Raw genomic sequence first — 23,104 nt, forward strand, 5'->3', positions numbered from 1 at the left:
GTGTAAATAAATTCTTTTATTTTTTCAGCACAATATCTTCTTTAGCGGCCCATTGCGCAATATCCTGTTTGCTCAGGGCCATGGCCATCATGTCCGGGAATTTATCCGGTGAGCAGGCAAAAACGGGAATTCCCAGGTTAGCCAGGAATTGCGCATTTTCATGGTCATAACTGGGAGCGCCATCGTCATTTAATGCCAGCAATACGATGGTTTGTACCCCGGCAGCGGTCAATTCAATAAAGCGGTTACGCATATTTTTTTCATCGCCTCCTTCAAAGAGGTCTGTAACTAATACCAGTACAGTATCTGTTGGTTTGCTGATAATCTGGCTGCAGTATTTCAATGCAGCATTGATATCCGTGCCTCCTCCGAGCTGCACCCCGAACAACAGCTCCACCGGATCCTGCAATTCCTCCGTAAGGTCTGCAACGGCGGTGTCAAACACGACCATCTGCGTTTTCAGCGCCGGTATGGAAGCCATTACAGCCCCAAATATACCAGAATAAACGACAGATGTACCCATCGATCCGCTTTGATCGAGGCATAAAACTACTTCTTTCAGGGCGGATCGTTTCCTGCCGTATCCAATGAGGGTTTCGGGGATTATGGTTTTATAGTCGGGCTGATAGTGGCGGAGATTTTTTTGTATGGTCAGGTGCCAGTTGACCTCATTATGCCGGGGGCGCCGGTTGCGGGCGCTTCGGTTAAGGCTGCCGGTGATGGCTTGTTGGGTGGGGGCCGACAATTTCCTCATCAGCTCATCCACCACTTTACGTACTACCTGCCGGGCAGTGTCTTTGGTTTTTTCCGGAATCACCCGGCTAAGTGTCATCAGGGTGGCTACCAGGTGCACATCTGCTTCGGTATTTTCCAGCATCTCTTTCTCGAAAAGCATCTGGGTAAGGTTCAGGCGCTTCAGGGCATCCTGTTGCATCACCTGTACTACGGAAGCGGGAAAGTAAGTGCGTATATCGCCCAGCCAGCGGCTCACATTGGGCGACGAAGGGCCCAGGCCTCCCTGGCGGGTGGTATCATATAGTGCTTCCAGCGTTTTATCTAACTGCAGGTCGGCCTTATCTAATGTATAAGCAGTACCGTCGTGCTGAGCTCCTCCGAGGATGAGCCGCCACCTGCGGATCATTTCTTCATGCTCCATCACTCGATGATTTAAAGTCAGCCAATCCGAGCAGTTGCATGACAACCGGGATTCCCCTGTTGCCGCGTTCACCGTCGATGTTGTCAGGGGCTGCCACCCGGATACCGGTACTGGCGCCGCGATGCTTTACTTTATCTCCCAGTTTTTTCCGTTCCGGGGCGGTAAAGTTAGAAAAGGTGCGGCGTAATAACGGTAATACCTGTATGAAAATATCATTTTCCAGTTCACCTGCCCAGTTATATACCATGTTCCAGAGTTCTTCATCGAGCAGGAGCAGGGTGCCGCTACCGCGCAGAAAGCCTTCCAGCCAGGCGGCGGCCGAAGCCGGCGGGTTGGCAACGGACATGGATACACTGAAAGTCCGGGCCAGGGTATTGCCGTCGATTGCTTTGGTGTCGAACAGGAGCCTGGTAGCATATCCGGCGATCATCGGGGCCGAGTGGCTGTTACCGGAAATACTTTTCAGCGTTGCCTGCCAGGCGGCAGCCAGGTCAGGAACCTGCAACAGGCCGATGGCATCGTTCATGGCAAAGAACAGGTCGAGCAGCGGGAGGGCGGCATCGTCGGCAATGGCCGTACAGGCGGAAGGTAAACTGATACAGATGCGGCCTATCATGCTTTCCGTAATACTATTTACCAGCGCAGCATCCGTTTTACGGACGTTTCCATACCGGCTGATATTGACGAGGGAAGGGATGACCTCCATCAGCTGAAGCACATCGCCCGAAGCAGCAGCCAGGTTATTGATCCGTTGTATCAGCACATCTACAACGGCCGGTAGCTCGGCAGGAATGGCCGATTCCAGCATGCTGCAAACCTGCGGCAGGGTAGTCGTATTTTGGGCGGTATGGGTCACGTAGCGGGAGGCAGCTTCCCCGACAGTATTTCCCCAGTTGCCTTTTTCTATAATATCTATTGAGTAAGATGGATCCCATTGCAGTCGCCACTGCTCCTTGAAAGTCCCCTTGCCGGATACTTCGAACCGCTGCCCCCAGTTGATGCCCAGGAGTTGCAGGCGGTGCAGGAAAATACTTCGGTCGAGGTCCGTATCCTTTCGGAGGTCGAGGGTATAATCCTTGAAATCCGCCGTTTGCGGCAGGCGTAGTTTTTTCTGCAGCCGGGTAATGTCGGCCTGCAGTGGGGGAATGGGCACCTCCGATGGTACGGAGCCGATCTTGTTGCGTACAATCAGCTCGTCCCTTATCAGCTGCATCAGGATGCTTTCGCCATTACACAATACAGCGAGGGTAGCTTCATTGAGTTCCTCCAGGCCGGGGCGGGAAAAGTGCCGCAGCGAGGCGAGGGCGTTGGCAAGACGTACGGCTTCCATGACATGCGCCACCGAAGTGTCCTGTTGCTGCTCCCTGAATAATCGGGCAACCAATGCCATCCAGCGGGTACCATCGTCTTTGGGATGCTCCCAGATATGTTCGTACCAGCCCGGGGAGGGGATACCGGCGCCGTAGCCGCTTTCATAACTCAGGCGGCTATAGGTCCAGGGAATCCAGGTGCATTCCACTTTGGCTTTAGGTAATCCTTTCAGCAGGTCGTTGTCTTCTTTTTGTTTGGGCATTTCCTGTAAGGCCGGGGCATGCCAGGCGCCACATATTACCGCAATGCGCTGGAACATTTCCTTTTCAGCCTGCCGGATGCATTTCCGCATCCATGCCTCCCGGAGTTTTTCGCGCCGGCTTTCGCGACGGGGGAGTTCCTCCCGGAGTGCTTTCATGGCATCATGCACGGCGTCAAAAACCTGTTCCTGATCCTGGCGGTATTCAAACATATGTTCCCACCATCGCTCTCCATCGTCGTAACCAGCGGCCTCAGCAAGATGGGAAATAGGGTCCTGATAAGCGAACTGTGCCTCAACAGGGAGCGTTTCGGCAATTTCTTTTTCATTTTCAGCTGCAGAAAGGTAAAATGCGAGACTGTTTAATGATTTATTTGAATAAAATGCTTCTTTATTATTGACAATCAGATTATTATAGTCTTTTGATGGAAAAGAAGGCATTTTCGGAGAAAAACCCTGACAAAAGTGCATTTTCCGATCGTCCGGAAGGCTGTTTTTTCTTAATGAAATAATTGAATAGATATCATTTATTGAATTGATAATCTTTTTGTTATTATCTATTTCATTTTGTGTTGAAATAGATGAGTGAATTCCATTTATTTCCACCTTTTTGCTATCAGATCCTGTAGAGCTTGCTTGAATTGTCATATTGGTTCTTTTTTCAGAGAACCAGTCATTTTGATCGATATTCGCGTGTTTTTCGGACAATATTGCAGTTTTACTTCTCCAGGTTGAAGATTTACTTCCGGCAGATTTTTGAGTATTTTCCTGTCGTTCACTGTCCGGTTGATCCGTAATAAATGATGTATTTCCATCATGTGTTTCGCGGATTTCAGCGATGAAAGGTTCACTTTTTAACCTGCTTTTTTCATGATGAGAGCCGCAACATTTTCCAAAATGATCCGTGAAAGATAATGTGTTTTTATCATATGTTTGACAGATTTCAGAGAGGAATGTTTCACTTTTTGACCCGCTTTTTTCATGATGAGGAAGGCAAAATTTTTCATCAGGATCTATTGGAGATGATGAATTTTTATCATTTGTTTCGCGAATTTCGGGGGTTAAAATTTCACTTTTTGACCTGCTTTTTTCATGATGAGGAAGGCAAAATTTTTCATCAGGACCTATTGGAGATGATGTATTTTCATCATGTGTTTCGCGAATTTCGGGGATTAAAGTTTCACTTTTTGACCCGCTTTTTTCATGACGAGGGAGGCAACATTTCTCATCAGGGCCCATGAGAAATAATTTATTCTCATCATATGTTTCGCAAATTTCAGGAATGAAAATTTCACTTCTTAACTTGCTTTTTTCATGATCCGGAGGACAACATTTTTCGCAAAGTAATCCTGTTGGGAATGGTATATCTTGTAAATAGTCCTGCCGATTTTTTAACAGGCCGGAATTTTCGTTACTTTTTTTATTATCGGGAGATGGGAAGATGATAGGTTGATCCTCACGGGGATCGTTGCCAAAAGGTCCCGGGTGATTGCGGGTGAACCTCATCTGGCTGTTTTGAAGGCCCTGTGAAGGGCCTGCTGCCTGATTATTATTCAGGTGCTCCTTCCCGGAGGTACCTCCCTTCTCCGTATTAGCTACGCCGGTTGCCGCCCACCGGAATTGATTACCATTCAGGTGCTCCTCCCCGGAGATACCTCCCTTCTCCGTATTAGCTACGCCAGTTGCCGCCCACCGGAATTGGCTATCATTCAGGTGCTCCTTCCCGTCCTCCCCGGACGTATTCCCATTCTCCGTATCCGCCGCCGCTTTGGCCTCAGCTTCGTTATCTAATCCGAATACATGTGCCAGCGGAAGATCCATAAACCTGGCATGTATGTTATGCTCCCGGGCATACAGCATTGCCTGCCACTCCGGCGAAAAAGCTGCAAACGGATAAAAACAGGCCTTCTGCGGACTATCAGGCTGGTACGCAAGAATCGCCACCGGTGGCTGCAGATCTGCGTGCCCCGCCCATTGAATCAACCCATCGGCTTCCGGCGGACCTTCAATCAGCACTATATCCGGCTGCAGCTGTTCCAGGAATGCTCTTACATTCCTCGCCGACCCCGGGCCATGGTGCCGTATACCTAAAATATGTACAGACATAAATCTCTCTTTATCATAAAAACAATCCGGCTGCTAACACCGCCTTTCTCTCGTTCTCAATTCCACATTCCTCATCCTTAATTCAAATCACGGCAGGCCCTGTACACATCTTTCCAGTCTTCCCGTGTTTTCACTACCGTTTCCAGATATTCCTGCCAAACCAGTTTATCCTGAACCGGATCTTTAACTACTGCGCCCACAATACCTGCCGCCAGATCCGCTGCATTCAAAGTACCATCGCCGAAGTAGGCCGCCAGCGCCAGTCCATTGTTTACTACCGATATTGCTTCTGCCGTACTGAGGGTACCACCGGGCGATTTCAGTTTGGTTTTGCCATCCAGGGTAACGCCATTACGGAGCTCGCGGAATATGGTAACGATACGGCGGATCTCTTCCAGTGCAGGCTTCTCTGCCGGGAGCTCCATTACTTTTTCGAAACTTTCCACCCTTCTTCTTACGATATCAATTTCTTCCTCCATAGAATCCGGAACCGGGAGGATCACCGTATTAAAGCGGCGTTTCAAAGCGCTCGACAGTTCGTTGACGCCCTTATCACGATTATTGGCCGTGGCAATTACGTTGAACCCTTTGCTGGCTTGTACTTCCGTGTTCAGCTCCGGAACTGGCAGCGTTTTCTCCGACAGGATGGTGATCAGGGTATCCTGTACATCGGCACCGATACGGGTCAGCTCTTCTATACGTGCCAGTTTGCCTTCTTTCATGGCCCGCATCACCGGAGTTTCCACGAGTGCCTGTTGGGAAGGGCCTTCTGCAAGAAGACGCGCATAGTTCCATCCGTACCGGATGCTCTCTTCACTGGTACCGGCAGTTCCCTGTATAATCAGGGTAGAGTCGCCGCTGATAGCAGCAGCCAGGTGCTCGCTTACCCAGCTTTTAGCAGTACCGGGCAGCCCGTACAGCAACAGGGCCCTGTCGGTAGCCAGCGTAGCTACAGCAATTTCCATCAGCCGCCTGCTGCCTATATATTTAGGAGTTACTTCAAATCCGTTTTTCAGTTTTCCGCCTATCAGGTAGGTGACAACCGATTGGGGCGACAACTGCCAGTTAAAAGGACGTTTCTCCTGGTCCTGTTTTTTCAACTCCTCGAGTTCCTGCGCGTACAGTTGTTCGGCGTGATAACGTAAAATGTCTGACATGGTATGACAATTAAGCGGTTTGTGTTAAAGTGATTGAATCTGACTTTTGGCTTGCAGCAGCTTGCCAAGATGTACTTTGATATTGTTCCAGTAGCCGGTATGATAGGAAGCTGTTGGCGCTATTTCATCCAGTTTAGCCATAATGCCCACTGGTATCTGCCGGATAACATTACTCATGAATTGCTGGTTATAGGAATAAGGCTGCGTGGCCGCATACTTCAATATACGTTCACATAGCGGAAGGCTCCATTCATCTTCAATGGCTGCAACATACCCGATAACGGCCGCCGGATCCTGGTCGAAGCTGACTTCGGCAAAATGCTGTTGCAGGTCGGGGGGAAGTATGGGAATCAGCTCTATATAAAAGGTGCTACTCTCCAGCATAAACGACAACGCCCTTTGTTTATCTTCAAACCAGGTGATAGCCAGCACCAGCGCGGGAACAAATGGCTGCAGTACCTTGTCGAACAGGAACAGGCGTATCATTTCCCGGGTATTTTTCCCGAAGTATTTTTCCCAGCGGGAGGGATGTACGAAACTGAAAAGCTGATAGAGTATATGCGTTTCGTCGGATATCTTACTATCGCTGCTGAGCTTTTCAATACCGCTGCGGAAAACGTCTTCATTAATATTTTCTGGTAAGGATAGATGTATGTTACCATCGGCATCTACCTGAACGGAGGATTCCAGTACCTGCCAGTAAAGCTCATGCAGGGAAGAGCCGGGAATCTTTTTAAGCAGTTGCACCGCAGTTTCCCTGACCTGTTTGCTTTTATCGTTCAGTAAGTACTCCAGCCATTCCAGGTCTTCCGGATCGGCAGGCTGACCAAATACGCTCAGCAATTCTGCCCTCACGGAGGCACTTTCCTTAGCCCAGGTTTGTTGCAGCCAGCTGCGGGCGGCGGGCGGATCGGAGGCCCGTAGCTCCTTTAGTGCCTCCACCCGCTGGGCGGTAGCACCGTTCTGCCACCGTTCTTCGAGGGATTCTGCTACCCTGGAGAAATTCCAGTCGGGGTTGAGTTGTCCCAGCCATTCTGCCCGGTAGCCACCCGCTGCAGCAATGAATGTGCGAAGGGATTTGTTCCGCCAGCCACGGTCCAGCATCACCGGCAGAATGTCCGGCTGCATCAGGAAGCCTTTCTGCGTGCAGTATTCCAGCCACAGCTGCAGCAACTGAATACTGTCTGTATCCAATACCTGTTGCAGCACGCGATTGGCGGCGGGGGAGCAATAAGGTTTGGTCTCTGGCCGGCAGACGGCCAGTGGCGCGGCATTCGCTTTCACTGGCTGGGTACCGCTCTGGCGGAAATTATATATAAGAGAAGCCAGTTGCAAAAAATGCTCTTCCCGATCGCTGGCAGTAGCGGCGGAGATATTGTCTGCGGCCTGTTGCAGCACGTTACTTAGCGTACCTGCATCCGCAACTTTTTTACCGGTTCCTAATAATGCTGAATTGATGATGTTGGCCCACTGCTCCATTATAGTATTTTATATTCCTGGTTGTGCCATACTCCCAGTGGTTCATATTGCATTTCCTTTCCGGTTACAGCCATGGGCAGCGGTTGCCCGCCACTGAGCGCCAGCAGCTTCCAGATTTGCTGAAAAGTTTTCCGCACCGGCATCATGTGTTGATGGCTGTCTTGCAGCCACCATTGTTCCTGGTACCATACCGGTGTCAGTGAAGCGATGGTATACAGCTGGTCGCCATATATGGGCAATACTTCACTGATGGCGGTTTGCGCTTCCACGACTTCCTGCCAGCCGTGAAGGCCATGGAAGCTATGGCGGGCCGGCACAATTGTTTGTTGTTTGATGATGGCGCGCAACGGAGCTGCTGAAGGATAAAACACCAGCTCGGCATTAATAGCGGTTCCGGGAGTCAGCGGCTGGGTGATATTGCTCTGGCCCCGCACATAAAACTGTAGTATCAGCGCAGTTTTGCCGGTGTTGGTACCATACAGCCAGTAACGGTCTACTACCAGTTTGTCTTCTTCGGAAGTTTGTTTGCCGAGGATCTGCCAGGTATCCGTAATGCCTGTTTGCTCCTTTAATTCTTCCTGCGACCGGGAGAAGCCAATCAGTCCGCGTATATCCTGTTGCAGGGCTCCGGGCAGTTGTTCAATCCGCTGATATCCCTGTATCACGAGGTAAATGCGGATCAGCTGATTGACGAAAACAGACTGCCAGCCTTCATGGAAGTAGCTGATGTCGCCCAGTTCGCGCAGCATGGCAGCCAGGCCGGGAGCCTGAGCATCTACCATACGCCGTATCATATTTTCAAAGAAGGAATTGTCTTTTTCCGGAACATCCATGATACCGCTTCGCACCAGGTCTTTTATCCAGCGCACCAGATCTGCAGCACCGTCGGCTACTTTTTGTTGCCGGGCCTGTTGCCGCTTTGCCTGGGCGGCTGTATCCACTGTTTTTTCACCGGCAGCTGCCTGCGTGCTTTTCTTTTCTTCTTTTTCGGTGCGCTTCGACAGCCATTCACTCACCCAGTCGGGCGGGGTTTCCGAAGGAAACGAATCAGGCTGACGGGAATACAGCAATAGCAGTCCGAGTCCGTGTTTACAGGGAAATTTACGGCTAGGGCAACTGCATTTGAAGGCAGTATTGACGGTATCTATCTGGGTCCGGTACGGTTTGCTGCCGCTGCCCTGGCATTCGCCCCAGAGGGCATTTTCGCTGACACCTTTGCTCACCCATTTCGCCGGGTTCGCCAGATCCTTCCCCGATTTCCTCGAAGAATCGTCAGGTGCCATCGCTAGTACTTGTTCGTCGGATAGGTTCAATGGATTAACGGTTTTGCGCACAAATTAAAGAAGAATTACGAATTAGGAATTACGAATTACGAAATACCCCGGAGACCATAGCGATTGATAATATTATCCGCTATGGTCTCCGGGGTATTTCGTAATTCGTAATTCCTAATTCGTAATTCTTCTTTAATACGAGGGCATCATTAGTCATTAAATTGTAATGCTGCTAAAACTCTATGGGACATCAATTTGTGGTGGCTGTTCTTTTTAATATCTATTTATTCACTGTTATATTATCACGCCCTGTCATTTTTACTCCATAAAAACAGGATAATTTTATCAGATAAGATGTAAAAAGTACTTTTAATAGAGACGATCGTAAAATCCGTAGCACCGTTTTAGTGAACAAGCCCGCATTCCTTTGTACATGGAGCACTTAACGTATACCCAAACCCAAACCAAAATTCAAACCCACAAACATGAAAAATTATCCAATGATTTTGCTGTGCAGCCTCCTGCTGGGCGCATGTGCCAAACCCAACAACAGTGAACTTGTTAGCGATGCCGGTAAGAAACCTGTTACCGAGCTGGTATCGAAAAATGATACTGTAACGCTTTACAGCAATGGTTATGTTTACCCGAAAGATCAAAGCAATGGCTATGGTTCGATATCTGCATCAGGACTAGGCGCCTGGACCGATTCGAGCGGCTTTACACGCGTGTTCTTCTATCCTCAGCTTACAGGTACCATGAATGTATCTGTCGTGGTGAAAGCGCCGTCCAATACCAATACGTTGCGTATCCGGCTGGATAGCTCCGGCACCAGCTACAACGTAACAGTAAACCAGACTTCCGGCTATGTGACCCTGAATGTGGGCGCGTTCAACATTACCTCGGCACAATATCATTGCCTGGAAATAAAGGCGGTGACGAAGAACGGCACGTACCTGCCGGATGTGCAATCTGTAATCATCAACAGCGCATTGAATCTGAAATATAACAAGAGCCAGTACAAGAGTGCGCCTGCAACGCATCTGTCGTACCCGGTTCCTGGTGGTGGGCAGATGGAGTGGTTCTATACAGAGATCAATGTACCTGCCAGCGCTGATCCGCTGAATGCTTATTACATGACCAATGGTTTCTGGGATGGCTACTTTGGTATCCAGGTGAACAGCCCTACTGAAAGGCGTGTGCTGTTTTCTATCTGGAGCAACTATAACACCAACGACCCTACGCAGATACCATCCGACTATGCGGTTACGTTAGTGAAGAAAGGTAGTGGCGTTACCGCTAATCCTTTTGGGGGAGAGGGCTCCGGAGGACAGAGCTATCTGAAATTCTCCTGGCAAACCGGTAACACTTACAGGATGCTGGTGCATGCTGTTGCTTCCGGCACGCATACTATTTTTACCGCTTATTTCTATGCACCGGAGAATGGCGCGTGGCAGCTCATAGCACAGTGGGATAAATCCAAAACGAACGGGCAGTTACTCGGTGGACTTTATTCATTTGTGGAAAATTTTGGCAGCAATGGTAACGATTTCTTCAAAGCGCGTTATGGCAATCAGTGGGTGCGTAATACCAGTGGTACCTGGACAGAGCTGACGCAGGCTTCCTTCAGCACTACTGCCAGTGACGCTTCGCATCAACGTTATGATGAAGGGGCCGGCATTGAGAACGGTGTTTTTTATATGTTCAGTGGTGGTTTCAGGCAGGTGGGCAATAGTGTAGGGCAAACCTATACGCGCCCGGCAACGAACACACCACCGAATGTGGATCTTTCCGCATTGCCCAACAACTGATGACCATCGTGCTTCATGTAAAAGAAAAGCGGATAGCATCTACAGCTATCCGCTTTTTATTCAGGTCAGTGGCCGATCTTATTGGCAGGCTTACAAAAAGCCCAGTTCCAGTTTGGCCTCTTCACTCATCATATCTTTATTCCAGGGTGGATCAAAGGTCAGGTGAACATCTACATCAGATACGCTTTCTATGTTCCTTACTTTTTCTTCTACTTCCCGGATGATGTCGCCTGCAACCGGGCAGCCGGGGGCCGTCAGCGTCATTTCGATCCATATCCTGTTGTTCTCTTTGATGTTTACGGCGTAAACCAGTCCGAGCTCCCATATATTTACCGGTATTTCCGGATCAAATACAGTTCTCAGCTGTGCTTCTATCTGTTCTCTTAATATAGCTTCACTCATTGCTGGTTAATTTTTGCCTGGTAGGCCACCGCGTATAATTTCATCTGTTTGAGCATACTCAGTAATCCGTTGGAACGGGTAGGAGAGAGATGGCTGCTCAGGCCGATGGCATCGATGAAATGAATATCTGCGGCAGCTATATCCTTGGGAGTATGACCGGAAAGTACATATATCATCAGGCTAACCAGACCTTTTGTGATCACGGCATCGCTGTCGGCAGTGAAAAAAAGTTTTCCGTCTTTCAGCTCTGTATGTAACCACACGCGCGACTGGCAGCCTTTGATCAGATTATCCGGTGTTTTGTATTCGTCGGCAATCAGTGGTAATTCCTTACCGAGCTGGATGATGTATTCATATTTATCTTCCCAGCTGCCCATTACCGAAAAATCCGATATTATTTCTTCTTGTATTTCCTGAATCGTCATAGTCGCCTGTTTACAAAAGCATGGCAGCCGCACGTTTTATACCGGCTACCAGTTTGTCTATTTCTTCTTTCGTGTTATAAAAAGTCAGGGAAGCGCGCACCGTACCGGGTATTTTGAATAAGTCCATCAATGGTTCTGTACAGTGATGGCCTGTTCTTACCGCAATACCCTGCTTATCCAGCAATTCGCCCATATCGAAGGGGTGAATATTGTGTACCAGGAAGGAAATGACCCCGTTTCTGTGGGCGGCATCGCCGATAAAGCGGATACCGTCTATCTTACGCATTTCCTGCAGGGCATAGGCCATGAGTTCTTCTTCCCGTTGTTGTATTTTATCGAGACCCACCTGCTGCAGGTATTCGATGGCAACGCCCAAGCCGATGGATCCTGCGATATTCGGTGTGCCTGCCTCAAATTTATACGGCAGTTCGTTATAGGTGGTTTTGGCAAACGTAACGGTCTTGATCATATCGCCACCGCCCTGGTAGGGAGGCAGTTTGTTCAGCCATTCCGAGGTACCGTATAAAACACCGGTACCGGTGGGGCCGTAGATTTTATGTCCGGAGAATACCAGGAAATCCACCTGCAGGGCCTGCACATCAATAGCGATATGTTGTACGGCCTGTGCGGCATCCAGCATTACCGGGATATTACGTGCATGCGCCAGCGTTATGATATCCTGAACCGGGTTCACAGTACCCAGTGTATTGGAAACATAAGTGATGGCTACTATTTTCACGGTATCATCCAGCATGGCCTTGTACACATCCATCTCGAGTTCTCCGCGTTCATTGATCGGGATTACTTTCAGGGTAGCGCCGGTTTCCTCGCAGGCAATCTGCCAGGGTACAATGTTGCTGTGATGTTCCATGGCGGAAATAATCACGCTGTCGCCCGCTTTCAGGAAGCGGCGGCTCATGGTATTTGCCAGCAGGTTGATACCGTCGGTAGTGCCTTTTGTGAAGATGATCTCATGGGAGTGAGCTGCATTGATATACCCGGCTATGATGCGGCGGGCATTTTCATATGCTTCAGTAGCCACCTGGCTCAGGTGGTGTACGCCACGGTGCACATTGCTGTTATAAACTTCATAATAGCGCGCTTCGGCATCTATTACAACCTGCGGCTTTTGCGTGGTAGCTCCGTTGTCGAAGTACACCAGCGGTTTGCCATATACCTGTTGTTGCAGTATCGGAAAGTCCTTTCTAATCTGCGCTATATCCAGGTCGTCGGTTACTATATTAGCAATATGTTCCATCTTCTTTCTAGTTATTCATGATCTCTGCAATCTGCTCCTGCAGGTAATGTTGCAGGGCAGGTACCTGTATCGTGTCTGTGATGTCGTGAGAGAATGCGTTTACCATCAGGGCTTTGGCGGATTCTTCCCCGATTCCGCGGGAGCGGAGGTAGAACATCGCTTCTTCGCTGAACTGGCCGGCGGTAAAACCGTGGCTGCATTTCACGTCATCAGCATATATTTCCAGCTGTGGCTGGGAGTTGATATCTGCTTTGGCGCCCAGCAGCAGGTTGTTATTCTGCTGGAAGGCATTTGTTTTCTGGGCTTCCTGGTGCACCAGGATCTTACCGGTGAATACTCCATTGGAGTTATCCAGCAATACGCCTTTATACAGTTCATTACTGTGGCAGTCGGGCATGATATGATCCATGAAAGTATGGTTATCTACATGCTGATGTTTGTTGGTAATGTATAAGCCATTCAGGTTCGTTTCAGTATGGCTGCCATTCAGGGCCACGTTCAGGTTGTTACGGGTGAGTGGCGTACCTGGCAGGGTGAAGCTGAAATGGTGGTAGCGGCTGTCTTTTTGCTGGGCTGCAGCAGTAGTAAGTACTTCGCGGAAGCTATCAGCTCCCTGTTGTATGTTATAGTGCCACAGTTCAGCGTTTTCCATCACCACAGTTTCCTGTACGCTGTTGGCAAATGCCACGGCAGTGGCGCTGGCATGAACAGCAGTTTCAATGATGGTAGCGGAAGCGCTCCGGTTCAGCACCCACAGGTGGCGGGGCTGGATAAAGGAATGGTTGGTGCAGGCATATACGTGCACAATGTGCAGTGGTTTGTCCAGCACTGTATTGGCAGCCAGCTCCAGGTAAAGACCGTCTGCGAACAGGGCGGTATTCAGCTGTGCCAGCGATTCGGCGCTAAGATGCTGTTGTTTGTTGAAATGGTTCACAAAACCGGGAGCAGCCGTATGAGCGCTCAGCGCGCCGATGGTAATGCCTTTGCCTTCCGGGAGTACGGATTGGTTGGCCTGCAGATGACCATTTACCAGTACCGCACGGTAGCAATCGAGCTCCGGTATAGCGGCAGCTGCCGTGGTGGCGGCATCTACCGGGGCTGCTGAAGTCAGCAGCTCATATGGGAATTCTTTCAGATAACGCTGAATATTAGTGTAGCGCCATGCTTCCGTTTTCAGCGTAGGAAGCCCTATTGCTGAAAAGCGCTCCAGCGCCTCGCGGCGGATGTCTTGCAACCCGTCTGTAGCCAGTACCGGAGCCTGTGCCGACAGTGCTGTTACATCTTCTGTTAACGCCTGGTAAAATGGCAATATCATATCGCTTGTCATAATTCTTTCTTAAACGGATTCTTTCAAATGTAATTCCTCTTTCAGCCAGTCGTATCCTCTTTCTTCGAGTTCCAGTGCCAGTTCTTTGGTACCGGTTTTTATGATACGGCCATTGTACAGTACGTGTACAAAGTCGGGGATGATATACTCCAGCAGGCGCTGATAGTGAGTGATTACTACGAAAGATTTTTCTGCGTCACGCAATTTGTTCACGCCGTTGGAAACGATACGGAGCGCATCGATATCCAGACCGGAATCGGTTTCGTCCAGTATAGCCAGCTGAGGATCCAGCATAGCCAGCTGGAATATTTCGTTACGTTTCTTTTCACCACCGCTGAATCCTTCGTTCAGGGAACGGTTCATCAGGTTGGAGTGGAAGTCAACGAGTTGTTGTTTGTCTTTGGTCAGCTTCAGGAACTCCCTGGCTTCGAGGGCAGGAAGACCTTTATACGCCCGGATTTCATTCAGGGCTGTTTTCAGGAAGTTGAGATTGGAAACGCCTGGGATTTCCACAGGGTATTGGAAAGCGAGAAACACACCTTCGCGGGCACGGTCTTCGGGCGACAGTTCCAGCAGGTTTTTTCCATTGAACCACACTTCACCTTCAGTAACGGTGTAGTTATCGCGGCCTGCTAATACAGATGCCAGCGAACTTTTACCGGAACCGTTAGGCCCCATGATGGCATGCATTTCTCCTTTGTTGATTTCGAGATTAATGCCTTTCAGTATCTTTTTTCCTTCTACCTCTGCGTGCAGATTTTTAATCGTCAGCATGATTGTTTTTGTTTCGTTCTGTATTTTATTCATTGGATAATGAATTATCCAACGCTTCCTTCAAGTGTAATAGATAATAATTTCTGTGCTTCTACCGCAAATTCCATCGGCAGCTGGTTCAGTACTTCTTTTACATAACCGTTTACGATCAGGGCTACTGCTTTTTCGGTGTCGATACCACGCTGATTCAGGTAGAAGATCTGATCTTCCCCGATTTTAGAGGTCGTGGCTTCGTGTTCGATCATAGCAGTTTTGTTCCTGGATTCGATGTATGGGAACGTATGGGAACCGCATTGGTTACCGATCAGCAGGGAGTCGCACTGGGTGAAGTTACGAGCCTGGTCGGCACGTGGGCCGATAGATACGAGTCCACGGTAACTACCATCGCCATGGCCGGCTGAGATACCTTTGGAAATGATGCGGCTCTTGGTGCCTTTACCGATATGGTGGATCTTGGTACCGGTATCTGCGATCTGGCGGTTGCGGACAACGGCCACAGAGTAAAATTCACCTTCGGAGTGGTCACCCTGCAGAATTACGCTGGGATATTTCCAGGTAATAGCGGAGCCGGTTTCCACCTGCGTCCAGGAGATTTTGCTACCTGCACCTTTGCAGATACCTCTCTTGGTGACGAAGTTGTAAATACCGCCTTTTCCGTCTTTATCGCCGGGGTACCAGTTCTGTACGGTAGAGTATTTTATTTCGGCATGCTCCAGGGCTACCAGTTCTACCACGGCCGCGTGCAGCTGATTTTCATCGCGCATGGGAGCGGTACAACCTTCGAGGTAGCTCACGTAGCTATTGTCGTCGGCTATGATCAGGGTACGTTCAAACTGGCCGGTGTTCTGAGCATTGATACGGAAGTAAGTGCTCAGTTCCATCGGGCAGCGTACGCCTTTGGGAATGTAAACGAAAGAACCATCAGAGAATACAGCGGAATTGAGCGCGGCAAAAACATTGTCGGTATGCGGAACCACGCTGCCCAGGTATTTCTTTACCAGCTCAGGGTGTTCCTGCACGGCTTCACCGAATGAGCAGAAGATGACGCCCATTTCTTTCAGCTTCGTCTTGAAGGTAGTAGCTACGGAAACGCTGTCGAATACAGCATCTACGGCAACACCGCTCAATGCTTTCTGTTCGTTCAGCGGAATACCCAGTTTTTCGAAGGTAGCCAGCAGCTCAGGATCTACTTCGTCGAGGCTGTTCAGCTGTTTCTTTTTACGGGGTGCTGCATAGTAAGATACGGCCTGGAGGTCCAGTTCCGGCATTTTAAAATGCTGCCATTTGGGGAATTCCATCTTTTTGAACGCGGCAAACCCCTTCAGGCGCCATTCCAGCAGCCATTCAGGTTCATTTTTCTTCGCCGAAATAAAACGGATGACATCTTCATTCAGCCCCGGGGGAGCTATCTCCATTTCAATATCGGTGCTAAAGCCAAACTCATACTCCTTATTGGCTATATCATCAATTATTTCGTTACTGTTGATCATACTATTTTAAAATTTATACTGCAAAGCTTTCGCCGCAGCTACACGTTCTGGTTGCATTCGGATTGTTGAAGAAAAGACCTTTGCCATTCAGTCCGTCTGAATAGTCCAGTTCGGTACCATACAGGTACAACAGGCTTTTCATCTGTACCACCACCTTTACGCCTTTATCTTCAAATATCTGGTCGCCTTCTTCTTCTGTTGATTCAAATTTCAACACATACTCAAGACCTGAGCAGCCGCCACCCTTCACGCCTACACGTACAAAAGTGCCGGGCGCATGATGTTCTTTTTCCATCAGCGCTTTGATATATTCTACTGCTTTTTCTGAAACGGTTATCATACTCAGAATTGTTTTAATTAACTATCGCCGGTATACCGGTTTTTCTATCCTTCAATACCCGCCACTACATGCGATTTAGCCGCACATAGGAGTTGTATCATCGTATCCAGTTTATTTTTATAGAACGTCGTAAACCCGTGGGTTTCCGGGTCGTATAGGTTGTTTTTCAGGATAGGCAGCGAAAAAGGTAAAACCCATGCCCTCAACGCTTTAGCTACCGCATCCATCGCATTTATGCCCTGCATGGCTTGTGTGCCGTCTGCCCAGGACAGCAAAGCTACAACCTTTCCGGTTAAGTATGGGCGCTGGTTCCTGCTGGTCATTTCCAGCCAGTCCAGGCAGTTTTTCATGGCCCCGGTCATACTCCCATGATATAATGGCGTCATCCATATATGAAGGTCTGCCCTGCAAAAAGCCTCACACATTGCTTCCACCGCTGCGGGTTTTCGCCCCGCTTCCTCCATGGAGAAAAATGGAATGTTCGCATTGCCGAGGTTAAATATCTCCGGAGAAAAGCCCTTCTCTTTTAACCCGTTCGCCAGGTATGCCCCCAACTGGTTAGAAGTGGCATAAGGACGATCATCTATGGCTCCATTAAATATCAGGACGTTCATTAATATTTAATATTTAGAGATTTAAATGATTGTGAGATTAAATTTTGATGAACCTGGTCTCAAAATCATTAAAATCCCAAAATCTTTTTTTTAGCTTCTACAAAATTACGAGATTTGAAAATAAAACAAGTAAGAACTTGGAAAATTATCCAATACGAACCAAAAATGCTGCTGACCGTGTTTTGACTTTGCTCAAAACCAGGGGCCCTCTGTCTGCAGCCGAACTGGCCGGCGAATTGGGTATCACTGGCGAAGGAGCCCGGCTTCAGTTGCAGAAGCTGGGTGATGAGGGACTTGTACACGCCGACAGCAGCTCCAAAGGGGTGGGGCGCCCGGTATTAATCTGGAGCCTGACGGCCCTGGGCAATGCCCGCTTTCCGGATACGCATACCGAGCTTACCCTTGATTTCATACAAACCATCAAAACGGTATTGGGTAAGGAAGCGCTCGATAGCGTGGTGAACGCCAGAGAGAAAAATCAGCTCGACAAGTACAATAAAGCGCTGCAGGGTATAAGTGGACTGGAAAACAGGCTGAACTCGTTTGCCGAAATCCGTTCTACGGAAGGTTACCTGGCTGAGTGGAAAAAAGAAGGGGATACCTATTATTTTATAGAGAATCACTGCCCGATCTGCTGCGCCGCCAACGAGTGCGACAATATCTGTACGTCCGAAATGCGGACCTTCGTGAGTATATTAGGCGAAGAAATGAATGTTTCCAGGATGGAACATATCATTAATGGCGCCCGCCGCTGCGTTTATAAAATAGAGTCTCCCAGCCACTAGCTTCCGTTTATTTAATGATCAGCACTAATGTGCCTGCCATGATCAGCAGCGCGCCCACTGCCGTTTTCCAGGTCAGCGATTCATGCAGGAAAATGACGGACAGCGCTATCGTTAGCGCCACACTGAGTTTGTCGACCGGCGCTACCTGCGATACTTTCCCCACCTGCAACGCTTTGAAATAAAAAAGCCAGGAGGCACCTGTTGCTAAACCCGAGAGCACCAGGAAGATCATACTGTGTTTCGACAGTGCCCCGAAGTGTTTATACTCCCCCCGTGCCAGTACAATCCCCCAGACCATGACCAGGATAATGGCTGTTCTGATGGCAGTAGCCAGGTTGGAAGGGATGTCCGTAACGCCGATTTTCGCAAAAATGGCTGTCAGCGAGGCAAAGACGGCCGACATTAATGCATAGATCCACCACATAGTCCTGTTTTTTTATGAACGAATGTATTTCGGGAAGTTGAAGCGTTTCTGAAGCCGGAGCTAAACTTTTAGTCCGAATATCTTGAGGCTTCTCTTTTCACCATCCAGTATGGCAATCTCCGGGAGATGTCCCCATTCTTCGAAACCCATATCCATAAAGAGTTTGATGCTGGGCAGGTTATGGGCAAAAATCAATCCCATCAGCGTATCTATGGCTAACTGCGGAGCAATGCCGATAGCGTATTGTAATATCTTCTTACCATAACCTTTACCCCGGGAACTTTCATGCAGGTAAATACTTACTTCCACGGTACCATTGTAGGCGGGCCGGCCATAAAACGATTGAAAGCTCATCCAGCCTATATTCTGACCATCGGCATCTATCATCCATACAGGCCGGTTGGTAGTATTATGCGCATTAAACCAGGGCAGGCGGCTTTCTACCGAAACGGGGTCAGTATCTGCCGTTACCATTCTGCCGGCTATGGTACTGTTGTATATGTCAACTATCCTAGGCAGGTCTGTTATTGCGGCATGTCTGAATTGTAAACTCATATATAATAAAAAAATGTCAGTAAATAGTTTCGCGGGCATGTTCCCGTTTTAACAGGCTATATAGTTCTGCGTCCACAAATCTTCCTTTCTCAAAAAAAGCATCTCTCAGGAAGCCTTCATGCCGGAATCCCAATCGGGTCAACAGCCGGGATGAGGCCAGGTTATCGGGATCCACAAAAGCCTCTACCCTGTTGTATTGCAGCTCTTCATAGCCATAGCAGAGCATTAGCGATACCGCTTCACGCATAATTCCCTTACCCCAGTAAGCAGGCCGCAGGTCGTAGCCTATTTCCGCCTTGAAATGAGATTTGCTGATTTTATGATAACCGCAGGTACCAATTAATTCATCTGCTTCATTAAGGGTAATGGCCCAGCGCATACCTTCTCCTTTCTCCAGGCTTTCCCTGAAGAAGCGGATAATATGAGTAGCTTCGCTTATATTGGAAAAAGAATCTATATCCATATATTTTGTAACCGCATCATCCGAAAAATGTTGGAACAGGGCTGCGGTATCTTTATCTTCGATAGGTCTCAGTACCAGGTCGCCGGTACTTAAAACGGGTAAATGCATGATCCGGTTACCGATTTAGGTTGAGACAAAGCTAAAAGATATTGCTAAAATCTCCATGTGATAATTGATTTTAATCCGGCTTTAATTGGGCAACAGGTAAACAATGTTACTTTTGCCGGGGTTATTGCCTTAAATATTATATATGAAGATATTGGTTATTGAAGACGAGAATAAAGTGGGCGCGTTTATAAAACGGGGACTGGAAGAGCATAATCATCAGGTAGAAATATGTATAGATGGGATAGCAGGCCAGCAGGCCGCACTGGAACAGGATTTTGACCTGATTATTCTGGATCTGATGCTGCCGGGTATCAACGGACTGGCGCTTTGTAAAAATCTTCGCGCCCTTGATGTGAGCACGCCTATATTGATGTTAACAGCATTGAATGCCACTCAGGATATTGTAGACGGCCTCAATTCCGGAGCGGACGATTATCTCGCCAAGCCATTCCATTTTTCTGAGCTGGTAGCCCGGATCAATGCGCTATCCCGCCGTAAGAATCAATTTCATCAGGAACAGGCGGTAATATCGTTCGCCGGCCTGCAACTGAACACCCATACCAAAACCGCTACCCGCGAAGGCCAGGAAATCACCCTCACCGCCAAAGAATATGCCCTGCTGGAGCTGCTGATGAGAAATACCGGCAAGGTTTTATCCCGTGCCCTGATATCCGAAGCCGTATGGGGACTTGAATTCGATACCGGTACCAACACAATAGATGTATACGTCAACTATCTCCGGAATAAAATCGAAAAAGGCTTTGCCGGGGAGAAACTGATTCATACCGTAGTGGGAATGGGTTATATTATGAAACAGAAATAGCAGTTAGCAACTAGCAGCTAATAGCCAATGAAGATTCGCCATCGCCTCTCCTTACAGTTTACGTTGATTTCCGGGATCATACTTACGGTTGTTTTCGTATTGATATACCTGTTGTCAGCCCAGTACATCCAGAACAGCTTCTATAAGCTGCTGCAGATGCGAGCACTGGTAACAGCACAGGTGTACCTGGAAAAGGACGAGCTGACGAAAAAGAAATTTCTTGAAATAGAAAAGACCTACCGGGAACGTATACCCGATGAATCCAGTAATATTTACGACCAGAACAATCAGCCGGCGTTTATAGAGAACACCAGGTATAACTGGCCGGTGCCGCTGCTGGAAGCCATCCGCCAGAAGGAAGTATACCGGTTTACCTTTCAGAATAAGGCGGGATTGGGCATCTACTACCCGGATAACCAGGGCGATTTTGTGGTGATCGTAACGGCGCGTAACTCCGCCGGGGTACAGCAGCTGAACTACCTGTTATGGATACTCGTGATTATGTTCTTTGTAGCCCTGCTGGTGACTTTCCTGATGGGGCAGTGGTATGCCAAAAGGGCCCTGGGGCCTATCAAAAGCATTAACCGTCAGGTAAAGAACATACGGTCCAACAACCTGCATCAGCGGGTTAACCAGGGGCGTAATAAAGATGAAATCGACGAACTGGCTACCAACTTCAACGGGCTGCTGCAGCACCTGGAGCAGGCTTTCGATATGCAGCGTTCCTTTGTATCGAATGCTTCCCATGAGCTGAGAACGCCGCTGACCACTATTATAGGGGAGATAGAAGTAACCTTACAGCATGTTCGCAGCCAGGAAGAATATATACAGACCCTCGGATCCGTACTGGGCGAGTCGGAGAAGCTGAAGGTGATTACCGACGGCCTTTTGCAGCTGACCCGGGTAGATGCGAACCTCACTGATGCCAATACAGAACTGATCCGGCTCGATGAGCTGCTCTGGGAATTACAGGAGTTCTGGTTGCATAAGTCGCCTCCGCTGAAACTCAATGTCAGGCTCAATAATATGCCCGATGAGGCTATGAAGCTGTGTATACGGGGAAATCGCTCCCTGATTACCCTGGCCCTGCAGAACATCATCCGCAATGCCTTTAAGTTTTCTTATGATAAGGCGGTAAACTGTCAGCTGACCTGCGAGCCGAATGGCATTATACTGTCTGTCAGCGATCACGGGATAGGTATAGCGTCTACCGATTCAGAGAAGATCTTCATGCCCCTTTACCGGGCGGATAATGCGCATAGCTTTGAAGGATACGGTATTGGCCTGTCGATGACCTATAAAATATTACAGCTGCATAAAGCGGCTATTTCGGTCAGCAGCGTACTGGGAGAAGGCACTACGTTTAACATTTTCTTCCTGCCTGTAAATAATTTCTAATTTTATTTTAATCCCATTCTAATATGTAATTAATAGGCTATAGCCATCTTTGCAGCGAAATAAAAAGTTGTATGATCTATAGACCAGCATTTAGAGCCTATCTTGTACTGTTTGCTGCTTTGTTCCGCTTTAGTAGTGCATCTGCACAAATAAAAGACACGCTCCGGCTTACGCTTCCGGAAGCAGAACAACAGCTCCTGCAAAAGAATATTCCTTTATTGACCCAACGCTACAGCATCGATTCGGCCAAGGCCGGCGTGATTACAGCCAGGTTATTCGACAATCCGCAGGCGACCTTTGAGAATGTCCTGTACAATCATAGTAACAAAAAATGGTTCGACTTTTCCTATGAAGGGCAGAACTCTTACCAGATCCAGCAACTTTTCAAACTGGCAGGCAAGCGCAATAAGGAAGTAAAACTGGCTAAAAGCGGCGTGAAAATGTCGGAGTTCCAGTTTTTTGACCTGCTGCGTACCCTGCGTTTTTCGCTGAGAGATAATTTCTATGATCTCTATTATAAGCAGCGTTCCCTGCAAACATTCGCCAGCCAGATCGCCTTTTTACAGACAGTTGTTACTGTTTTCTCCGCTCAGCAGGCACAGGGGAACGTGGCGCCTAAGGAGGTTATCCGTATAAAATCTTTGTTATACGACCTGCAGCACGATCATCTGGCGCTGCAACAGGATATACAACAAACCCAGTCCGACCTGGCCACTCTCATCAGAGTACCAGCTACCACGCTTATCAGACCAGAGCTTTCCAGCACCGATACCGGGATGATGAAGGTGCCGGACTATACATTTGACGCTTTGCTTGATACCGCCCGGGAAAACCGGTACGACCTGAAAATTGCGCAGGAAAGCGTGAATTACAATCAGCTGAACCTGCGTTTGCAGAAGGCAATGGCCGTTCCTGACCTTCAGGTGGGCTTTTCCTTCGACAAGCAGGGCAACTTTGAGCGCAACTATAACGGTCTCAACGTATCCATGCCGCTGCCGTTCTTTAACCGTAACCAGGGTAATATCAAAATGGCGAAGGCACTGGTGGAAAGCAGCAAACTGCAGCTGCAGGGACAGGAAGATGATTTGTCGCACGATGTCATGAACAGCCTGCAACAGGTACTCCAGACAGAAAAGCTGATCAGGGAATTTGATCCGGGCTTCGAGAACGACTATACGAAAATGATGGTGGAGATAGAGAAAAACTTCCGTCTGCATAACATCGGTTTGCTCGAGTTCATTGATCTCTATGACGCCTACCGTAATAACGTACTTAAAATGAATGAACTGAAATACGATCGCCTGCGTGCATTGGAATCACTCAATTTCAGCACCGGCGCTACAATATTTCATCCCTGATAAATTTTTT

Annotated in this window: 21 protein-coding genes; 5 read left to right on the forward strand and 16 right to left on the reverse strand. The window is 48.5% G+C overall.

Translation table 11 applies throughout. The features are described from left to right. Window positions 1-16: 16 nt before the first annotated feature. The 5 genes from UNH61_RS10185 to UNH61_RS10205 all read right to left on the reverse strand — a co-directional run bounded on the left by UNH61_RS10185 (window position 17) and on the right by UNH61_RS10205 (window position 8,781). Complete coding sequence (locus tag UNH61_RS10185) at window positions 17-1,156, reverse strand: VWA domain-containing protein (RefSeq protein WP_326991995.1); 1,140 nt, start codon at window positions 1,154-1,156, stop codon at window positions 17-19. Then, on the reverse strand, window positions 1,146-4,832 hold the full coding sequence (locus UNH61_RS10190) for a DUF5682 family protein (RefSeq protein ID WP_326991996.1): 3,687 nt from the start codon (window positions 4,830-4,832) through the stop codon (window positions 1,146-1,148). The genes UNH61_RS10185 and UNH61_RS10190 overlap by 11 nt, the downstream gene beginning before the upstream one ends. Window positions 4,833-4,909: 77 nt before the next feature. Further along, on the reverse strand, window positions 4,910-5,989 hold the full coding sequence (locus UNH61_RS10195; protein ID WP_326991997.1) for an AAA family ATPase: 1,080 nt from the start codon (window positions 5,987-5,989) through the stop codon (window positions 4,910-4,912). Window positions 5,990-6,013: 24 nt separating this feature from the next. Next, window positions 6,014-7,468 carry a DUF5691 domain-containing protein gene (locus tag UNH61_RS10200; RefSeq protein ID WP_326991998.1) on the reverse strand — a complete coding sequence of 485 codons (1,455 nt, stop codon included), beginning with the start codon at window positions 7,466-7,468 and terminating at the stop codon, window positions 6,014-6,016. Beyond that, window positions 7,468-8,781 carry an SWIM zinc finger family protein gene (locus UNH61_RS10205; protein WP_326991999.1) on the reverse strand — a complete coding sequence of 438 codons (1,314 nt, stop codon included), beginning with the start codon at window positions 8,779-8,781 and terminating at the stop codon, window positions 7,468-7,470. Before UNH61_RS10205 ends, UNH61_RS10200 begins: the two co-directional genes overlap by 1 nt. A 446-nt stretch (window positions 8,782-9,227) precedes the next feature. Here UNH61_RS10205 and UNH61_RS10210 point away from each other — a divergent pair, with 446 nt between their 5' ends. Beyond that, complete coding sequence (locus UNH61_RS10210) at window positions 9,228-10,550, forward strand: DUF3472 domain-containing protein (RefSeq protein WP_326992000.1); 1,323 nt, start codon at window positions 9,228-9,230, stop codon at window positions 10,548-10,550. A 90-nt stretch (window positions 10,551-10,640) separates the two neighbouring features. Here UNH61_RS10210 and UNH61_RS10215 read toward each other — a convergent pair whose 3' ends face one another. The 8 genes from UNH61_RS10215 to UNH61_RS10250 are packed head-to-tail and all read right to left on the reverse strand — an operon-like array spanning window position 10,641 to window position 17,180. Next, entirely contained in the window at window positions 10,641-10,952 is a 312-nt protein-coding gene (locus tag UNH61_RS10215; protein WP_326992001.1) for an iron-sulfur cluster assembly protein, read from the reverse strand. Next, window positions 10,949-11,377 carry a SufE family protein gene (locus UNH61_RS10220; RefSeq protein WP_326992002.1) on the reverse strand — a complete coding sequence of 143 codons (429 nt, stop codon included), beginning with the start codon at window positions 11,375-11,377 and terminating at the stop codon, window positions 10,949-10,951. Before UNH61_RS10220 ends, UNH61_RS10215 begins: the two co-directional genes overlap by 4 nt. 10 nt (window positions 11,378-11,387) lie before the next feature. Next, window positions 11,388-12,635 (reverse strand): cysteine desulfurase, encoded by a 1,248-nt coding sequence (locus UNH61_RS10225; RefSeq protein ID WP_326992003.1) that lies wholly within the window; start codon window positions 12,633-12,635, stop codon window positions 11,388-11,390. A 7-nt stretch (window positions 12,636-12,642) separates the two neighbouring features. Then, entirely contained in the window at window positions 12,643-13,962 is a 1,320-nt protein-coding gene (gene sufD / locus UNH61_RS10230) for a Fe-S cluster assembly protein SufD (RefSeq protein WP_326992004.1), read from the reverse strand. A 9-nt stretch (window positions 13,963-13,971) separates the two neighbouring features. Beyond that, the gene (sufC, locus tag UNH61_RS10235; protein ID WP_326992005.1) at window positions 13,972-14,769 is read right to left on the reverse strand and encodes a Fe-S cluster assembly ATPase SufC; all 798 of its coding nucleotides are present in this window, start codon (window positions 14,767-14,769) and stop codon (window positions 13,972-13,974) included. 11 nt (window positions 14,770-14,780) lie between these two features. Next, window positions 14,781-16,226: a Fe-S cluster assembly protein SufB gene (gene sufB / locus UNH61_RS10240; RefSeq protein ID WP_326992006.1), complete on the reverse strand. Its 1,446-nt coding sequence runs from the start codon at window positions 16,224-16,226 to the stop codon at window positions 14,781-14,783. Between the two features lie 13 nt (window positions 16,227-16,239). Beyond that, window positions 16,240-16,566, reverse strand: coding sequence for an iron-sulfur cluster assembly accessory protein (locus UNH61_RS10245; RefSeq protein WP_326992007.1), 327 nt, complete (start codon window positions 16,564-16,566; stop codon window positions 16,240-16,242). Window positions 16,567-16,610: 44 nt separating this feature from the next. Further along, window positions 16,611-17,180 carry an NAD(P)H-dependent oxidoreductase gene (locus UNH61_RS10250; protein WP_326992008.1) on the reverse strand — a complete coding sequence of 190 codons (570 nt, stop codon included), beginning with the start codon at window positions 17,178-17,180 and terminating at the stop codon, window positions 16,611-16,613. A gap of 137 nt (window positions 17,181-17,317) precedes the next feature. Here UNH61_RS10250 and UNH61_RS10255 point away from each other — a divergent pair, with 137 nt between their 5' ends. Continuing rightward, complete coding sequence (locus UNH61_RS10255) at window positions 17,318-17,965, forward strand: metalloregulator ArsR/SmtB family transcription factor (RefSeq protein WP_326992009.1); 648 nt, start codon at window positions 17,318-17,320, stop codon at window positions 17,963-17,965. A 7-nt stretch (window positions 17,966-17,972) separates the two neighbouring features. On the opposite strand, the gene UNH61_RS10260 is transcribed toward UNH61_RS10255, so the two are convergent. The 3 genes from UNH61_RS10260 to UNH61_RS10270 are packed head-to-tail and all read right to left on the reverse strand — an operon-like array spanning window position 17,973 to window position 19,515. Further along, entirely contained in the window at window positions 17,973-18,389 is a 417-nt protein-coding gene (locus UNH61_RS10260; protein WP_326992010.1) for an EamA family transporter, read from the reverse strand. Between the two features lie 60 nt (window positions 18,390-18,449). Continuing rightward, window positions 18,450-18,944, reverse strand: coding sequence for an N-acetyltransferase family protein (locus tag UNH61_RS10265; protein WP_326992011.1), 495 nt, complete (start codon window positions 18,942-18,944; stop codon window positions 18,450-18,452). A 16-nt stretch (window positions 18,945-18,960) separates the two neighbouring features. Further along, window positions 18,961-19,515: a GNAT family N-acetyltransferase gene (locus UNH61_RS10270; protein ID WP_326992012.1), complete on the reverse strand. Its 555-nt coding sequence runs from the start codon at window positions 19,513-19,515 to the stop codon at window positions 18,961-18,963. 142 nt (window positions 19,516-19,657) lie between these two features. Between UNH61_RS10270 and UNH61_RS10275 the strand changes: the two genes are divergently transcribed. The 3 genes from UNH61_RS10275 (at window position 19,658) to UNH61_RS10285 (ending at window position 23,094) form a co-directional block, all read left to right on the forward strand. After that, on the forward strand, window positions 19,658-20,338 hold the full coding sequence (locus UNH61_RS10275) for a response regulator transcription factor (protein ID WP_326992013.1): 681 nt from the start codon (window positions 19,658-19,660) through the stop codon (window positions 20,336-20,338). Between the two features lie 27 nt (window positions 20,339-20,365). Continuing rightward, window positions 20,366-21,736 carry a HAMP domain-containing sensor histidine kinase gene (locus UNH61_RS10280; RefSeq protein ID WP_326992014.1) on the forward strand — a complete coding sequence of 457 codons (1,371 nt, stop codon included), beginning with the start codon at window positions 20,366-20,368 and terminating at the stop codon, window positions 21,734-21,736. Window positions 21,737-21,807: 71 nt separating this feature from the next. Next, on the forward strand, window positions 21,808-23,094 hold the full coding sequence (locus UNH61_RS10285; RefSeq protein ID WP_326992015.1) for a TolC family protein: 1,287 nt from the start codon (window positions 21,808-21,810) through the stop codon (window positions 23,092-23,094). Window positions 23,095-23,104 lie beyond the last annotated feature (10 nt).

This window comes from Chitinophaga sp. 180180018-3, from assembly GCF_037893185.1.
Lineage (GTDB): Bacteria > Bacteroidota > Bacteroidia > Chitinophagales > Chitinophagaceae > Chitinophaga.

What these genes read in the sequence shown, in the direction of transcription:
- UNH61_RS10270 (WP_326992012.1), bottom strand. Translation starts at nt 19,515, where the DNA reads ATGCATTTACCCGTTTTAAGTACCGGCGACCTGGTACTGAGACCTATC.
- UNH61_RS10225 (WP_326992003.1), bottom strand. Translation starts at nt 12,635, where the DNA reads ATGGAACATATTGCTAATATAGTAACCGACGACCTGGATATAGCGCAG.
- UNH61_RS10185 (WP_326991995.1), bottom strand. Translation starts at nt 1,156, where the DNA reads ATGGAGCATGAAGAAATGATCCGCAGGTGGCGGCTCATCCTCGGAGGA.
- UNH61_RS10285 (WP_326992015.1), top strand. Translation starts at nt 21,808, where the DNA reads ATGATCTATAGACCAGCATTTAGAGCCTATCTTGTACTGTTTGCTGCT.
- UNH61_RS10215 (WP_326992001.1), bottom strand. Translation starts at nt 10,952, where the DNA reads ATGAGTGAAGCTATATTAAGAGAACAGATAGAAGCACAGCTGAGAACT.
- sufD (WP_326992004.1), bottom strand. Translation starts at nt 13,962, where the DNA reads ATGACAAGCGATATGATATTGCCATTTTACCAGGCGTTAACAGAAGAT.
- UNH61_RS10280 (WP_326992014.1), top strand. Translation starts at nt 20,366, where the DNA reads ATGAAGATTCGCCATCGCCTCTCCTTACAGTTTACGTTGATTTCCGGG.
- UNH61_RS10260 (WP_326992010.1), bottom strand. Translation starts at nt 18,389, where the DNA reads ATGTGGTGGATCTATGCATTAATGTCGGCCGTCTTTGCCTCGCTGACA.
- UNH61_RS10245 (WP_326992007.1), bottom strand. Translation starts at nt 16,566, where the DNA reads ATGATAACCGTTTCAGAAAAAGCAGTAGAATATATCAAAGCGCTGATG.
- UNH61_RS10210 (WP_326992000.1), top strand. Translation starts at nt 9,228, where the DNA reads ATGAAAAATTATCCAATGATTTTGCTGTGCAGCCTCCTGCTGGGCGCA.
- UNH61_RS10250 (WP_326992008.1), bottom strand. Translation starts at nt 17,180, where the DNA reads ATGAACGTCCTGATATTTAATGGAGCCATAGATGATCGTCCTTATGCC.
- UNH61_RS10275 (WP_326992013.1), top strand. Translation starts at nt 19,658, where the DNA reads ATGAAGATATTGGTTATTGAAGACGAGAATAAAGTGGGCGCGTTTATA.
- UNH61_RS10220 (WP_326992002.1), bottom strand. Translation starts at nt 11,377, where the DNA reads ATGACGATTCAGGAAATACAAGAAGAAATAATATCGGATTTTTCGGTA.
- UNH61_RS10190 (WP_326991996.1), bottom strand. Translation starts at nt 4,832, where the DNA reads ATGTCTGTACATATTTTAGGTATACGGCACCATGGCCCGGGGTCGGCG.
- UNH61_RS10195 (WP_326991997.1), bottom strand. Translation starts at nt 5,989, where the DNA reads ATGTCAGACATTTTACGTTATCACGCCGAACAACTGTACGCGCAGGAA.
- sufB (WP_326992006.1), bottom strand. Translation starts at nt 16,226, where the DNA reads ATGATCAACAGTAACGAAATAATTGATGATATAGCCAATAAGGAGTAT.
- UNH61_RS10200 (WP_326991998.1), bottom strand. Translation starts at nt 7,468, where the DNA reads ATGGAGCAGTGGGCCAACATCATCAATTCAGCATTATTAGGAACCGGT.
- UNH61_RS10265 (WP_326992011.1), bottom strand. Translation starts at nt 18,944, where the DNA reads ATGAGTTTACAATTCAGACATGCCGCAATAACAGACCTGCCTAGGATA.
- sufC (WP_326992005.1), bottom strand. Translation starts at nt 14,769, where the DNA reads ATGAATAAAATACAGAACGAAACAAAAACAATCATGCTGACGATTAAA.